The organism is Pseudoalteromonas sp. UBA2102 (assembly GCF_002331165.1).
Classification (GTDB): domain Bacteria; phylum Pseudomonadota; class Gammaproteobacteria; order Enterobacterales; family Alteromonadaceae; genus Pseudoalteromonas; species Pseudoalteromonas atlantica.
In genome coordinates this window covers 44,429-60,109 of sequence record NZ_DCYU01000036.1, presented here as the reverse complement: position 1 = coordinate 60,109, position 15,681 = coordinate 44,429, and the positions used below count along the sequence as shown (strand labels likewise).

The window sequence follows — 15,681 nt, the reverse complement described above, 5'->3', positions numbered from 1 at the left end:
TATTTAGGCGTGCGCGCTCTGCGGTTTCATCTTCAAGGGCTGTGCTGTAGCCATAGTTTATAGCCCAATCGTCATAAGGGCCTGGTTTGGTTTGAAAAATATCGCCTTGCTGTACACCAATGGGGGCTATGTTGGCCGGCGCATAATCCATCACTGAGCCTGTAACTATGCCTTGGGTTTTGGTTTTATCATGAACCTCTTTTTCATCCCACAAAATAGACGATTTCATATTGTGGTTTAAGCCTAGTGTATGGCCTACTTCATGAAGAATTAACTGAGTTAAACCTTGGCGAATCATTTCATTGTCATCAATCGAGGCACCTGTTGCTAAGCCTTTAGCAAGTAATAGGTTTTGTTGAATTTCATGGCCTAGTGAGCAATTTAAATCGCCACTTGTGTGCAGGTTTTCGCCGTGGCTCATTGTGCCTTGTGTGTAAAGCGTGTCGTAAATCCAGCGGTTTTTCATAAACACAAACTCAAGCATAATGTCTGAGCCAAGTATTTCACCGGTTAGCGGGTTGGCAAGAGCTGGCCCGTAGCCACCAAATGGCGGTTTAGGTGATGAAGTCCAACGTAATACGTTGTAGTTAATATCACCAGCATCCCAGGTTGCGTCATCGGGTTGTACTTTAACTTCTAGTGCGTTTTTAAAACCGGCTTTTTCAAAAGCGCTATTCCAGGTAAGTACGGCATCGCGTATTGTGTCGCGCCACTCTACTGGGGTGGTATTTTCTATCCACCAGGTAATTGGCTTTACTGGCTCAGAAAGCTCAGCACTAGGGTTTTTCTTTTGTAGGTCCCAGCGTTTAATAACATCTTCATATGGCGCCCAATCGGTCGAGGTCATTAGATCAAATTGATTGGTGAAATAGCCTATGCGCGCGTCATCTTTACGTGGTTTATAGTCGTTTGTTGGTAATGCAACAAAAGAGTGCTGCACCTTAACAGAGACATTGCGCGGGTCGCTTACTGCGCTTGTACCACGCACGGTGGGGCTGGCATTACTAAATACGTAATCTACAACCACATCTAAGTTGTTTGGGTAAGGACGCTGCTTAACAATACGCGACTTTTTGCTGTTTAATTTACCCACTTTAAAGCGTTTTTTAGCTTTTTTATCGGCTGGGTTTGGCGTTGGCGATACCTTGTGTAGCGCCTCACTTAAAAATAACTTATTGACCTTAAAGGCTATTTTTCCTTGTTCTTCTTTTTCTATTTTAATGCTGGCTAAAACGGCTTCGCTAATATTGGCATTGCTTGCTTTGGCAATGGCACTGTTTTGATCAAATTTATAGCGAGGGGTTTTGCTAACTATATCTATGCGGTCAAAGTATTTTCTAAACTCAATAAGCTTGGTTTCTCTATAGGCACCGCGATAATGCCCAGCATCAGTGACACCGTCGACTGTATGGGCAAAGTATACAAAAGGGGTATTAAGCTGCGATTCGGTGATCACCATTAAGTGCTCACCGGTTTTTGGGTCTTGGTATAAATTAAAAATACCTGAAAATTCGGTTTGTCCTTCGACCATTTCGCTTAGGGTTTGTGGTTTTTTGTCTTCTTTTTTATCGCTAGCCAGTGCGTGGCCGCTAAGCGCTACACTAAGTGTTAGCGCAAGGGTTGTTAATTTCATTGTAATAATCTTTTTCGCTGTTATTTATTTAATGTGACTGTACGTAAATTAAAATTTGTTCGCACATCTTCTCGATGAAATAATAGCCTAAACCTGTAATTTGTTGATTTTAAATAGTAAAAGTTTGTAACAAAATATAATAAATGCGATGAATAGCAGATGTTTGTTAACGGGTACACAGCTATATTTAGTTCCCAATTTGATTTGTAACAGTTGCTTACAAATGTCAGGTTAATGTTTTATTGCGCTCTGTTATTATAGTGTTAGTAGAAATATGAGGTAATTAGGATATGCAATCAAATTCACTGAGATGGGTGTTCCCATTTGTAGCATTAGCCATTGGTGTAGTGGGCTTTATGGGAATAAACGCTATTGCACAAGAAGATCAAAGTAACACAGCAGTAGATACACGCCCCACCGTGCAAGTTGAGCCTGTAGAAGCTAATAATCATCAAGTAATAATAAACAGCTATGGCGAAATAAAACCATTAGAAAATACGCAGTTGGCGGCGCAGGTGTCGGGCGAAGTAATTAGCTGGCACCCTAACTTTGTAGCAGGTGGCGTGGTTTCTCGTGGCGATACACTTATTAGCATTGAAAAAGACAACTACGAAGCAGCCGTATTGGTAGCCGAAGCCGATTTAGCGCGTGCAAAAGCGGCCTTAATTGAAGAGCAAGCGCAGGCAAAAGTAGCCGAAGACGAAGCAAAGCGTTTTCCGAGTAAGGCACGTACTGACTTGTTTTTACGTAAACCGCAGGTGCTAAGCGCCCAAGCAGCGGTTAAATCTGCGCAAGCCGCATTAAAAAGAGCGCAACGCGATTTAGAAAACTGCGATATAAAAGCACCTTACGATGCGCTTGTTATAAGCCGCAATGTGGGGGTGGGCCAGTTTGTGGCTATGGGCGCACAAGTGGCCGATTTAAATAATATAGAAACAGCAGAGGTTATTATTCCTATTGCTGGTTTTGATAGCGTATTTTTACCGGAGCGAATTAAGGGCATTAAGGCCACTATTATTCAAAAAGGTTTAAACAGTTTTACACGTGAAGGCGTGATTGACCGCGACCTAGGTATTGTAGATAACGCGACGCGTATGAGCAGCTTAGTGGTACGTATTGAAGACCCATACGGCTTAAAAACACAGCAACCGGCTATTAAATTTGGCAGCTACGTGCAGGTTAATTTTGCAGGCGCCATGCTTAATAATATTTACCGCTTGCCGCAATCATTAGTTAATAACCAAACGGTGTGGATAGTTAACGAAAACCAAGAGCTTGAACCGCGCAAAGTAACCGTAGTGAGAGAAGAAGGCGAGTACTTTTATATTAGCAGCGGACTTAACGCCGATGATAAGTTGGTTACCACGTTACCTGAGTACCCACAAAAAGGCATGCAGGTTAAAGTGGCTGGCATGGGCGAGCCAAGTAACGCTAATACAAACACCGAAAGTAGCGCTGATGCGCAACAGTTGTAAGGTGTAAATTAATGAGCGAATCAATTGAAAAAAAACAAACCGGGTTAATAGCTTATTTTGCTAAAAACTCTGTTGCAGCCAACCTAATGATGGTTTTTATCATCATCATGGGGATTATTAGTTACTTAACCATTCAGCGCCAAATGTTTCCTAATGTAGAAATTAACTACATTAATGTTGAGGCAAATTACCCCGGTGCCTCACCACAAGAAATTGAAGAAAGCATTCTTATAAAAATTGAAGAATCACTAAAGGATGTGACCGAAATTAAAAAGGGCGTGTACCGCGCCTTTAGAAATGGCGGTAGAGCAAGCCTTGAAATTAACACCGATGCAGAGCTTACCGATGTACTTGATAAGGTAAAGCTGCGCGTTGATGGTATTGCAACCTTTCCTGCGGGCATGGAACCGGTCACCATAAGTCAGATTGAGTTTAGGCAAGATGTTATAGGGATGACCTTAGTTGCCGATTTGCCGCTGACAGAACTCAAACCAATTGCCAATCAAATTGAAGATGAGCTATTACAGCTATCAAACGTGTCGTTGGTAGAAAACGATGTGCCGCTTGATGAAATAGCCATTGAAATCGAACCAGACACTTTGCGCCAATACAACTTAACCCTAAGCGATGTAATGACCGCTGTGCGTAATTACTCTGCTAATTTTTCGGCGGGGCAACTAACAACAGATGCAGGGATTATTTCTGTTCGGGTTGAAAACCAGTATTACTCCGGCGATGAGTTTAGGCAAATTCCGGTAAAAATAGGCGACTACGGCGCTAAGGTATTGCTTCAAGACATTGCTGTTATTAAAGACCAATTTACCGAAGGCGAGCGCTACTTTAAATTTAATGGCGAAAACGCAGTGTATATGTCGGTAAAGGCAACGCAAGATCAAAACATGATCCCCGTTGCCGATTCGGTTAAAGCATTTATTGAGCAAAAAAATACCCAGCTGCCACCGGGCGTTAGGTTAGAGCCATTAATGGACATGACATACTACCTAAATGCGCGCCTTGATATGATGAAAGCTAACTTGTTTCAAGGGGCAATATTAGTCGCTATTATGCTTTCGTTATTCTTGCGCTTTAAATTAGCGCTTTGGGTAATGATTGGCTTACCAGTGTGCTTTTTAGGCGCCATGATGCTAATGCCTTTATTTGGTATAAGCATTAATATTATTTCGTTGTTTGCTTTTATTATGGTGCTCGGGATTGTGGTAGATGACGCCATAGTAATAGGAGAGGCCGCCTATACTGAGGTTGAAAAAAGCGGAGGTGGAGTTGAAAACGTCGTCCGTGGTGCTAACCGTGTAGCAACCCCTGCTACATTTGGCGTACTAACAACCATTGCGGTGTTTGCCCCGTTTACACTTTCGAGCGGGCCAGAAAGCGCCTTCTTTTACGGTATTGCTGTAGTAGTTATGCTGTGTTTAGTATTTAGCTTAGTTGAATCAAAACTTATTTTACCGGCGCACATTGCCCACACGCACTTTTCACCTATTAAAAAAGGGGGCTGGCGCGATAGGTTTAATACCCGCTTTTTTGGTTTTGTAAATGGCCCTTATAAGCGTTTTATATCGCGTTGTGTAGATTGGCGTTGGACAGTATTGTTTGGCTTTATTGCTATGTTTTTTATAAGCATTGCGCTGATCACATCAAATAAAGTACGCACTGTACCCACTCCTAAAGTGCCGCATGATTTTCCGCAAATTCAAATAGAAATGAATGACAATGTGTCTGATTTACAAACTATTGCAGCTATTCGTGAAGTAGAAGCCATGGTGTTAAGAGTTGATGAAGAAACAGAGCGTGAATTTGGCCAAAAAATAATTCGTGATGTACTGGTATTTAACCAAGGCAGAACGGAGTCTCAGTTACTTGCGCCGTTGGTTGATGAAGACTTACGCCCTTATAACGCGTTTGAGCTTTCGCGCCGCTGGCGAGAAGCTATGCCAACCATTGCCGGTATTAAATCACTCACTATTGAAGATGATGTTGGCGGCGGTGGCGGCACCGGCGAAGGCGAATTTGGTTATTTACTGTTTGGCTCTGATATAGAAACGCTTAATGCGGCAGGCCGTCGTTTTATTCAGCTATTGCAGCAACAAAAAGGCTTGTTTGATATAAGCTCAACCATTGACCCTGCTAGCAAAGAAGTGCAAATGAGCTTAAAACCTGTAGCTTACGATTTAGGGCTCGACCTTGCTAACATTGCAAACCAAGTAGGCGCTAGTTTTTATGGTGGCGAAGCGCAGCGTGTAATACGTAACGGCGAAGAAGTAAGAGTAATGGTACGTTACCCTAAACTGACTCGCGAAGCGTTTTCATCGCTAAAACACACTGTAGTTACTACACCGCAAGGGCGTGAAGTACTTTTAGGCGATGTGGTCGAATTAACCGAAACGCCGGGTATTAGCTATATTCGCCGTGAGGGCGGTTATCGTACTGTTTATGTGTACGGCAGTATTGATGAAGAAGTTATAGAGCCAGGCGAAGTGGTTTCGCAAGTAAAAGAAAACTTACTGCCGCAACTTAAAGAAGAATACCCAAGTGTAAAATCAGAGCTAGGTGGCGCAATAGAAGAGCAACAAGCGCAAGCTAATGAGCAGCTGCTGTTTTTTGTAGGCGGCATGATTTTAGTTTATATATTGCTTGCTGTACCACTTAAAAGTTATGCCCAGCCGCTTATTGTTATGTCGGTTATTCCGTTTAGTTTAACGGGGGCTATTTGGGGACACTTTTGGTTTGATTTAGACATTAGCTTAATGTCGGGCTTTGGTTTAATAGCCGCGGCCGGCGTAGTAATAAACGACTCGCTGGTAATGACCGACTACGTAAACCAAGTACGCCGAGAGGGTGTAACCGTTAAAAACGCGGTAATAGAAGCCGGTTGTGCACGCTTTAGAGCAATATTATTAACCTCTATTACAACCTTTGCAGGGGTTCTGCCCATAATGTTTGAAACCAGCTTACAAGCTAAGTTTGTAATCCCTATGGCAGTAGCGCTAGGCTTTGCGGTAATGTTTGCAACACTAATCACCCTTATATTGGTGCCGTGCTTGTACATTATTTTAGGCGATATTGGCGGCGTGTTTAAAATGGCTTTTCGAAAAGTATTTAGGCGAAAAGTCCCTATAAACCAAACCTCTTAAACTATTAAAAGCCAACTTTAACAAGTTGGCTTTTTAGTTATTTAGGGTTATATAAAAATCTCGGTTACATTCTTTTGTTTGAATAAGCTTTGCGCACGTTTTATAATCACTTTTTTCTGTTGGCAAATTAGTCGAAAGGCTAAGACGCAAAGTTTCCGGTCTAAGGTGTAAACTACGATAGCGGGGCTGCTGCATAATTTTTATACGGTATTGCTTGCCCTCAGTGTCGTTTTTGTGTATCCATATGATATGGATAAAATTTTGTGACTCTTAAGGTGTTACTGTGTTTATGCATACGTCGTTGGCCTGTGGAAAATGGTCAACTATAGGTTGTTTAAACCATCATACTCAATTGTTCATTGGGGATGTGGTTAGTGTAACCTTTTCAGACATGCAAGGAGTGCTTGTTGATTTATCGTTTGATTATAAAATTACCTCTTTAGAACAAGGTGAGCCTCATGCTTGGCCACGCTTAGTTGCTGAGTATATAAACGTGCATGTGCCCCTGGTAAGTGCAGGTAGAATGACCAAGCAAGGGTTGGTTGTTGGCTATCGAGATAACGAAATATTTGCCCTAGAAAGTAGCGGTATTAATAAGGCAAAGGTTGATTTTCATTGCATTGCAAAGTGCGATACCCCCGCTAAGTGCACCAACCAAGCATATGATTTTGTATACCCTAATGGGGGCGAACAATATAACGCGGGGACTCGCGTACTGCAGCCTAAAACAGGTTATATATACCAATGTAAGGCATGGCCATTTAGCCAATTTTGCAGAACCAATAATGATAAAGACCCAAGCTTTGAACCTGGTATCGGAAAAAGCTGGGCAATGGCCTGGACTAAGGTCTCTTAACGCTTTTAAAATAAAAACCATCTTCCCATGGGTGTAATGACAAGAATAAAATTGCAGTAATTTTAAAATTTGGACTTATACCTCAAGCCCACTCTCTATGAGTGGGCTTTTTTATTTTTATGATAAACTGCCTGCATTGTTATTTTTTATACGGTTTTGTTGTGTCTTTAAGTGAATTTTCTTCTCAATCATTAGCTCGTTTTCCTGTTGCTAAAAAGCAACCTTATCAATTAACTATGCACAATAAAACGCGCACCGATAACTACTACTGGATGCGCGATGATGAGCGCGAAAACCCAGAAATACTCGCCCATTTAGCGGCCGAAAATACATACTGCGATGAGCAACTAGCCGCAATAAAACCACTTCAAAGCAGTGTTTTTGAAGAACTAAAAGGGCGCATCGTAAAAGATGACAACACAGTGCCGGTTAAAGATGGCAAGTACTGGTATCACTCAGAGGTACGTGGTGACGATGAGTATTCGCGCCATTTTAGAAGCATAAGTATTAACACCGATAACAAGCAGTTACTTCTTGATGTGAATGCTTTAGCTCAAAACCATGAATTTTACGAACTAGGTGAAGTCGCGCTAAGCCCATGCGAGCAATTAATGGCATACAGCGAAGACACCGAAGGGCGCAGAATTTACAGCGTACATTTTAAAAACCTGCAAACAGGTGAAATGCTCAGCGATGTTTTAGAAAACACTGAAGGGCAAATTGTTTGGGCTAACGACAATAAAACCGTATTTTACGTTAAAAAAGACTTACAAACGTTACTGGGTTTTCAGGTGTTTAGGCATGAACTAGGCACAGCGCAAAGCCAAGATGTCATGGTGTATGAAGAGCACGATAAAAGCTTTTTTATGGGCTTGGGTAAAAGCCGAGACGAGAGCCTTATTATTATAGATTTGGCCACCACCGAAACAAACGATACCTGGGTGCTTGATGCCAATAACCCGCAGGGAGAATTTTACGCATTACTACCGCGCGAAGAAGGGCATGAGTTTGATATAGATAAACACGGTGATACTTATTACATAGTAACCAACTGGCAAGCTAAAAATTTCAGACTGATGACGGCAACAAGCGAAACGATTGCAGATAAAACGCAGTGGCAAGAGCACACCGCGCACCGTGAGCATGTGTTGCTTGAAGGCGTAGAGATATTTGACGACTTTTTAGTATTAACTGAGCGCGAGCAAGGTCAAGCTCGCTTTGTTGTTATTAACCAAGCTCAAGAGCGCATGGCGCTTGAATTTAGCGACCCATGTTACTATGCCGCTGTGGCGATGAACCCCGAGCCACAGGCGCGTTCGGTACGTATTTATTATTCAAGTCTAACCACGCCTGGAACGTTGTACGATGTTGATTTAGCCACGGGCAAAAAAACATTGTTAAAACAGCAGCAAGTACTGGGCGGGTTTGATAGTGCACTTTATGCCTCTGAGCGCTTATTCGTGACAGCACGCGATGGCGTGCAAGTACCTGTTTCGTTAGTTTATAGAAAAGACACCTTTACCAAGGATGGCACTAACCCACTGTTTCAATATGGCTATGGTGCATATGGTTACACGATAGATCCGAGCTTTTCGAGTACCTCATTGAGTTTGCTAGATCGCGGTTTTGTGTATGCGATTGCACATGTAAGAGGCTCCGAAATGCTAGGACGCCATTGGTACGAGCAAGGTAAAAAAGAGCATAAACAAAATAGCTTTAGCGACTTTATTGATATTACAAAGGCTCTTGTAGAGCAAGGCTACGGTGATAAAAACAAAGTATTTGCCTCTGGCGGCAGTGCAGGTGGTTTGTTAATGGGCGCTGTATTAAACCAAGCGCCAGGGCTTTACTTAGGTGTAGGGTGTCATGTGCCATTTTTAGATGTGTTAACCACCATGCTAGATGAAAGTATTCCACTTACCACTAACGAGTATGATGAATGGGGCAACCCAAACGATGAGCACTTTTATGATGTAATAGCCGCGTACTCACCGTACGATAATATTAGCGCCCAAGACTACCCGCATATTTTAGTCACCACAGGCCTGCACGACTCTCAAGTACAATATTGGGAGCCTATGAAGTGGGTAGCAAAAATGCGAGAACTCAAAACCGATAACAATATACTGGTATTCAAAACCGACATGGATGCTGGGCATGGCGGCGCATCTGGGCGTTTTAAAAGCCTTGAAGAAAAAGCCCTCGAAATGGCCTTTTTTATCGCGCTTATAAATTAACTGCAAAATACGCAAAATGTATTAAGCTTTAATGAAGCACTGATATATAAAAGGTTATTTATGTTTGGAGCACATGGAGAGTTTTATATTTGCTCTCAGCCACCCACCATGTATTTAAAGCTAATGGGTAGTTTTAATAATGAAGGAATTACTTTACTAACTAATGGCGTGGTGAACGAACTAAGTATGCACCCCAAAGGAGCGGTAAAGTGTGTTGTGGTTAATTTAGAAGAATTTGAGTTAATAACTGTAGATAGCATGGACTCGTTAGAGGCGTACTTTGCCAGCGTAAAAGAGCGTGGCTACGAACGCGTAGATTACTTATATGCAAACATTATTGCTAAAAATATGTTCGAGAAGGTCTGGAACAACAGCGATATTGAAGTTAACTTTTATAAAGACTCAGAAAGTTACCTACATCAACACCCAGACGATGAATACATTAAAACTCACTGGTAAATAGAATTACAAGCCCCTATGCTACGGGGCTTATAATGCTCTCTAGGCAGTTTTTGTACCTTCTTGATAAATTTAACGAGATATTGTTTTTAAGCTTCACTTTATAGTCGCCGCTGTCTGTTGGCATAAGCTCTTTTATGGCATGTTTTCTAACAAGCGTGGAGCGGTGAATACGTATAAAACCTTCAGGCTCTAGCTGTTGCTCAATGTTTTTCATGGTTTCACGGTGTAAAACGGGGGCGCTGTTACCATTAAAGTGCAGCTCTACATAATTACCCGCACCGTTTATCCATACAATATCGTTAATATCTATTAAACGTACCTTTCCTACATCTTTAACAACAATATGTGCAGCAATGGGTTGCTCGTTTTCAGATGCGGCTTTAAACAAGCGCTCGGCTTGTGTGGCTAATGGGCATAAATGAATAAGCTTATCGAAGCATTTTTCAAGCCTTGAAGCGGTTGCATCGACTGTTAAAAAATCGACTGCGCCGACTTCAAACGCAAAATTAGCAAATTCAGCCGACCTAGCAATCACCACCACTTTCATTGTTTTAGCCAATTCAGTTAGGTGCACTATTTGAGTAGGATCATTTAAATTAGATAATTCGTAAAAAAGCACATTAAAACGAGAGGTATCTATTTGATCTAAACGCTGCTCGGGCAGTTGCGTTTGCGAATCAAAGTGACGGTGAGCTTGCACCTGCTGAGTTAAGAATGTTGCAAATTTGCTCGTGCTAACTCTAATTAGTGCATGAAAGTAAGTAATCATAAAAAATCCATCTCTAGAGTGTGTAGTTATAAAGACCGTGTATTTAATAAAAAATGTTAAAAAAATTTAATCTAATTTATAACAATCTGGGATAAGTACCTTCATCCCATATATCCTGCTGTTTGTACCTGACTAAGTGCCTATTAAATAATGCGCATAGTGTCTTAAAATTATTCCACTTAATGTTGAAATGTTTGTAACCAACCAGTTACAAAAATAACATTTCAGGGACATTATAGTATGAAAAAAATAAATAACTTAGATAGTCGTACATTTAAAAAATCTTCATTGTCTTTAGCACTTAGTGCGACAGTGCTTGCTGGCTTTTCTTTTCAAGGTATAGCCGCAGAAGAAGACGAACTAGAAAAAATAGAACGCGTGCAAGTAACGGGTTCTCGTATTCGTTCAGCCGAGGCGATGTCATCTGCACCTATACAGGTTGTAAGTGGCGAGGCAATTGATGCATCGGGTTCTTTAAACATTCAAAACCTACTGCTAGAAAACCCAGCATTTGGTTCTCCAGCTATTAGCCGTACTAACTCTAACTTTTCAACTGCAAGCGCGGGTGTAGCTACTGTTGATTTGCGTAACTTAGGTTCAAACCGTACTTTAGTACTTGTGAATGGGCGCCGTTATGTATCGGGTGTACCTGGTAGCTCGGCAGTTGATTTAAATACCATTCCTAGTCAATTTATTGAGCGCGTGGAAATTATGACCGGTGGCGCATCATCAGTATATGGCTCTGATGCGGTTGCAGGTGTAGTTAACTTTGTACTAAAAGATGACTTTGAAGGCGTAGAGTTTGAAGGCCAATACGGCGAATCAAGCGAAGGCGATGATGAATCGCGCCAGTTTTCTTTTACCTCGGGTTTAACTACGGGTGATGGCAAAGGTCAAGCCATGTTCCACTTAGGCTACTCAGACCAAGGAGCTGTGTTTTCACGCGATCGTGAGCGCTCTGCAGTAGACCAATTTTCAGGTATTTATTTTGAAGACGATCCGGCGGCAAATCCGGGCTCTATTTTTGAAGCCGTTAACCCGTTTTTCTCATCATTTCCGCCACAAGGGCGTTTTGATGCAGGCGATACACGCTTTACTTACGATCCAAACAACAACTTACAAGACTCGTTTAGCACCAATGGCGGTGACGGTATAGATGCCAACGGCTTTAACCGAAGCGGCGTACGTACCATTGCTATACCAACAGAGCGCTACTTATTTGCCTCAAATGGTAGTTACGAGTTAACAGATAAACACAGCTTCTTTTTTGAAGGGACGTATGCATCTAGTACCACTATTTCAGAGTTAGAGCCTTTTCCGTTTGCCTCAGATGACATTTATGCCAATGGCCGCGTGCCAATTGAGTTTGACGTAAATGGTGAAATGCTCAGAAATGCCTTTGTGCCAGATGATATTTACAATGCAGCAACAGACACCGACGGTGATGGTGCTAGAGATATCTTTTTTGCAAAACGTTTAAGTGACGTAGGTAACCGTGGTGCCCGTGCAGAGCGTGATACATTCCGCTTAGCTGTGGGCTTTCAGGGTGAGATTAACGACAGCTGGTTTTACGATACCTACTATGTGTACGGTAAAACGAAAGAGTCGCAAGTATCAGGTGGCTTAGTAAATGTACAAAGCTTTCGCCAAGGTTTAGAGGCGGTAATTGATAGCCAAGATTTAGATGCGGATGGCATTACCGATGAAGCGATTTGTATTGATGCAACAGCGCGTGGCTTTAATTGTGCGCCAGTAAACATTTACGGATTTAATTCACTATTGCAAGGTGCAATTGATTTTGTAAGTGCGCCAAGTACGCTTTCTACGTCGGTAGAGCAAGAAATTATTGGCGGTAATGTCTCAGGTGATTTATTTGAGCTGCCTGCGGGTATGGTAGGTATTGCGGCTGGTTTTGAATACCGCGAAGAGTTTTCTCGCAGTGAATTTGATGCCCTACAGCAAGCAGGCTTAAATGCCGGTAATGCAATTCCTGCAACCGAAGGTTCTTTTGATGTAACTGAATACTATGTTGAGGCTAACATTCCTGTGCTGGATGCGGTAACAATGAACGCCGCAGTCCGTTTATCTGACTACTCAACAGTAGGTAATACAGAAAGCTGGAACGTAGGTGTTGATTGGGAAGTGATGGATAGCTTACGCCTTCGTGCTACCCGTGCTCGTTCTACACGTGCGCCTAATATTGATGAGTTATTTTCACCGCCTTCGCAAACATTCCCAAGTGGTTTAAACGATCCATGTATAGGTGTTACAAACAGTGGCGGTGGCGCTGTAGGTGATGCGTGTCGTGCCGATGCGGGTGTTGCAAATAATATTGCATCAAACGGTGAGTTTACCCTTAACCAGTCTGATTTACAGGGTATTAGTGGTTTTAACCGTGGTAACCCAGACTTAAAAGAAGAAGTGGGCGACTCTGTGACTGTGGGTGTGGTATTTACCCCAGAGGAGCTAATTTCGGGCCTTGACGTTACCCTTGATTACTTTGATATAGAAATCACAGATGCGATTGTATCTACACCGCGCCAATTTATTTTAGACCAATGTTATGGCGGTGGTGACGATAGCTTCTGTAGCTTTATAACTCGTCGTAGCGGCCCTTCTGGTAATAATAGTGCAGGTTCACTTGAGTTTATTGACAGTGGTGTATCAAATAGTGGTGGTTTAGGAACTGAAGGTGTTGATTTAACACTAACTTACTCTGCCGATATTGGCCCAGGCGCATTTAGAACTCGCCTTGCATACACTTACTTGATTGACGGTTACACTATTCCGTTACCGGGTGCGGATAAAGATGAGTTTGCAGGTGAAATTGGCGCATCTGAGCACAAAGCTAACTGGAACTTAGGCTATAAGCTTGATGACTTTGATTTTAACTGGAGCATGACCTACATAGGGGCTGCTGACTTTGATGATCAATTCTTAAGTGGCTTTGGTATACCTGCTGGCGGCGTGGGTATTGGCTCAGTAACCTACCATGATGTACAAGCAAGCTATCATATAAGTGACGCGGTAGAGCTATACGCCGGCGCTAACAATTTATTTGATAAAGAGCCTCCACGTATACTTTCAGGTGTTAGTGGCTCAAGCACAGGTACTGAAACCGACGCAGGTACGTATGACCCAATCGGACAAACCTTCTATATTGGTTTTAGAAGTAAATTTTAAGCAGTTAATACTGCACAATTGTCGTTTTTCCAGCTTCACTTAATTAAGGAGCTGGTATTAACAAAAGCCCCAGCCGTTGCTGGGGCTTTTTAATGCCAGCGCGAAAAGGGTGGGCTTGTTTGCTTTAAAATTATTTATGCTCCGCTTAAACCAAAAACAACGCCACTGGTAACAGTGGCGTTGTTTAGTCAATAGGGGGCGCTAATATAGTATCCGAATCGCAAAGAAATTTACGATTCTCCCTATTTGTAGCCCTCCCCTTTTGAGGGCTTATTTTTTAGCTTAGTCTAAGTACGCTTTTAACATCCATACTAGTTTTTCTTGCTCTGAAATATAATCACCCATTAATGACGCTGTACCTTCATCATCTGCATCACCTGCTTGAGTAAGTACTTCACGTTGCATTTTAATTAGTGTGCTGTAGCCAGCTAATAGGTTTTCTACGGCTGCCGTACCATCGCTAATGTTTTTAGCTTCTTTAATTTCACTTACTTCTAAGTAATCAGAAAACGCATGAAGTGGCGCGCCATCTAACGTTAAAATACGTTCAGCAATTTCATCTACTTTTTCAAGCAGAAGATTGTAAATCTCTTCAAATTTAATGTGTAATTCAAAAAAGTTACGGCCTTTAATATTCCAATGAAAACCACGCGCATTCATGTATTGAATTTGGTAGCTGCTCAATAATGTATTGAGTGACTTAACAATGTCTTCGCTTTTTGCGCTGTTTAAACCAATTGCATTTACCTGTGACATACCTTGCTCCTTGATGAACCGTTTATTTATGAACTGATGATCATTATTGCTCAGTGCTATTAATTAGTAAAATTGTTTAAACCAGTCAATGCAATAGGTTTTAACTATTAATAACGTGCAGCGCAATAAATCACTCATACAATATAGATGGGTTGAATTTATTAAAATTCTACCCCTTAACAATAAAATAAAGACAAAACATGGATAAATTATGATCTAAAACAAGTTTTCTACAAGGTTGAATATTAGCTATTTGATGTATTGATCTAAATCAGTAAATGCTTATAGCTGTAGCGCATAATTCACTCAAGAAAAATAAATATCTTAAATTTATTGGAGAGCGATTATGGATGCAAAAACAGTAAAACAAAATAAAGCAGAGTTAATTGTGGTAGGTATAGCCGTTATAGCATTTGTATTGGGGCTGGTGGCGCATTTAGCAGGCGCAAGTTTTGCTAATGCCGACACGTTTGGCTACATTGCCGCACCCATGCCACTTATTTTAGGGGTGATATTTTTAATCAGTTATAAAATAGCAGAGGCGGGCGAAGACTAGGCTGCTTCGTTAAGGCACTTAATAATGTACTCAAGCACTTGGCGAGAGTAAATCATACTGGTATGGCTTAAATGAAATACTTTATGCTCAGCCATGCCTTTAAGCTTGGTTTCGTCTAGTAAAACGGTGCCATCGGACTGACTGCCTTTGACAATTAACGGCATTAACCCAATGGGCAAATCGCCAGCAATACTGTAAAGCTTGGCCTTAAACGGCCAGTTACCATTTTTAGTGAGTAAAAACTCGACGCTGTTTTTTAAAAAGGTTTCAAACCCTTTTTGCTTCATCTTTTGCGCTATGTGGCTGCCTTGATGGGGTGTGCCAAGCGTAATCACTTTAGTGACATGGTGACTCGCTGGCGTGCCTGCCTCTAAGTAGGCGCGGGCAATTAATCCGCCCATAGAGTGACATACTAATGCAGAGGGCTCATCACCAATAAACTCATCTATTTGTTTAAATATGGTGCTTAAGTTTGGGTCGAGCGTATTGTAAGTGAGATTAAGTACTTTAACTCCAGACTGTTCAAGACGAGAGCAGAGCGGGCGCATAACAAAGCCCGACATATAAAGGCCGTGTAATACAATAACGTGGTTTATTTTCAT

General features: G+C 41.8%; 11 protein-coding genes and 1 riboswitch. Of the genes, 7 read left to right on the top strand and 4 right to left on the bottom strand.

The window, feature by feature from the left end; translation table 11 throughout:
- Positions 1-1,633, bottom strand: a 1,633-nt coding sequence (locus B2R65_RS04430; protein ID WP_286741318.1) for a zinc-dependent metalloprotease, incomplete at its 3' end; no start/stop codon positions are given.
- Positions 1,634-1,923: 290 nt separating this feature from the next.
- Here B2R65_RS04430 and B2R65_RS04425 point away from each other — a divergent pair.
- The 5 genes from B2R65_RS04425 (at position 1,924) to B2R65_RS04405 (ending at position 9,812) form a co-directional block, all read left to right on the top strand.
- Positions 1,924-3,108 (top strand): efflux RND transporter periplasmic adaptor subunit, encoded by a 1,185-nt coding sequence (locus tag B2R65_RS04425; protein WP_138611253.1) that lies wholly within the window; start codon positions 1,924-1,926, stop codon positions 3,106-3,108.
- A gap of 11 nt (positions 3,109-3,119) precedes the next feature.
- Entirely contained in the window at positions 3,120-6,260 is a 3,141-nt protein-coding gene (locus B2R65_RS04420) for an efflux RND transporter permease subunit (RefSeq protein ID WP_029772914.1), read from the top strand.
- Positions 6,261-6,371: 111 nt separating this feature from the next.
- A riboswitch (cyclic di-GMP riboswitch) is annotated at positions 6,372-6,454 on the top strand.
- Positions 6,455-6,549: 95 nt separating this feature from the next.
- Positions 6,550-7,116 (top strand): hypothetical protein, encoded by a 567-nt coding sequence (locus tag B2R65_RS04415; RefSeq protein WP_029772913.1) that lies wholly within the window; start codon positions 6,550-6,552, stop codon positions 7,114-7,116.
- Between the two features lie 119 nt (positions 7,117-7,235).
- Complete coding sequence (locus B2R65_RS04410) at positions 7,236-9,353, top strand: S9 family peptidase (RefSeq protein WP_411157023.1); 2,118 nt, start codon at positions 7,236-7,238, stop codon at positions 9,351-9,353.
- Between the two features lie 60 nt (positions 9,354-9,413).
- Positions 9,414-9,812, top strand: coding sequence for a hypothetical protein (locus tag B2R65_RS04405; RefSeq protein ID WP_029772911.1), 399 nt, complete (start codon positions 9,414-9,416; stop codon positions 9,810-9,812).
- Between the two features lie 16 nt (positions 9,813-9,828).
- Here B2R65_RS04405 and B2R65_RS04400 read toward each other — a convergent pair whose 3' ends face one another.
- On the bottom strand, positions 9,829-10,584 hold the full coding sequence (locus tag B2R65_RS04400; RefSeq protein ID WP_024033980.1) for a LytR/AlgR family response regulator transcription factor: 756 nt from the start codon (positions 10,582-10,584) through the stop codon (positions 9,829-9,831).
- 240 nt (positions 10,585-10,824) lie between these two features.
- Between B2R65_RS04400 and B2R65_RS04395 the strand changes: the two genes are divergently transcribed.
- Complete coding sequence (locus tag B2R65_RS04395; RefSeq protein WP_286741316.1) at positions 10,825-13,767, top strand: TonB-dependent receptor domain-containing protein; 2,943 nt, start codon at positions 10,825-10,827, stop codon at positions 13,765-13,767.
- 282 nt (positions 13,768-14,049) lie between these two features.
- On the opposite strand, the gene B2R65_RS04390 is transcribed toward B2R65_RS04395, so the two are convergent.
- Positions 14,050-14,523, bottom strand: coding sequence for a Dps family protein (locus tag B2R65_RS04390; RefSeq protein WP_004585992.1), 474 nt, complete (start codon positions 14,521-14,523; stop codon positions 14,050-14,052).
- Between the two features lie 346 nt (positions 14,524-14,869).
- On the opposite strand from B2R65_RS04390, the gene B2R65_RS04385 reads away from it, so the two are divergent.
- Entirely contained in the window at positions 14,870-15,079 is a 210-nt protein-coding gene (locus B2R65_RS04385) for a hypothetical protein (RefSeq protein ID WP_024033977.1), read from the top strand.
- Here the strand turns inward: B2R65_RS04385 and B2R65_RS04380 are convergent.
- A complete protein-coding gene (locus B2R65_RS04380) occupies positions 15,076-15,681 on the bottom strand; it encodes a PGAP1-like alpha/beta domain-containing protein (RefSeq protein ID WP_004585990.1) in 606 nt (201 codons plus the stop codon). The two genes, B2R65_RS04385 and B2R65_RS04380, sit on opposite strands and share 4 nt — an antisense overlap.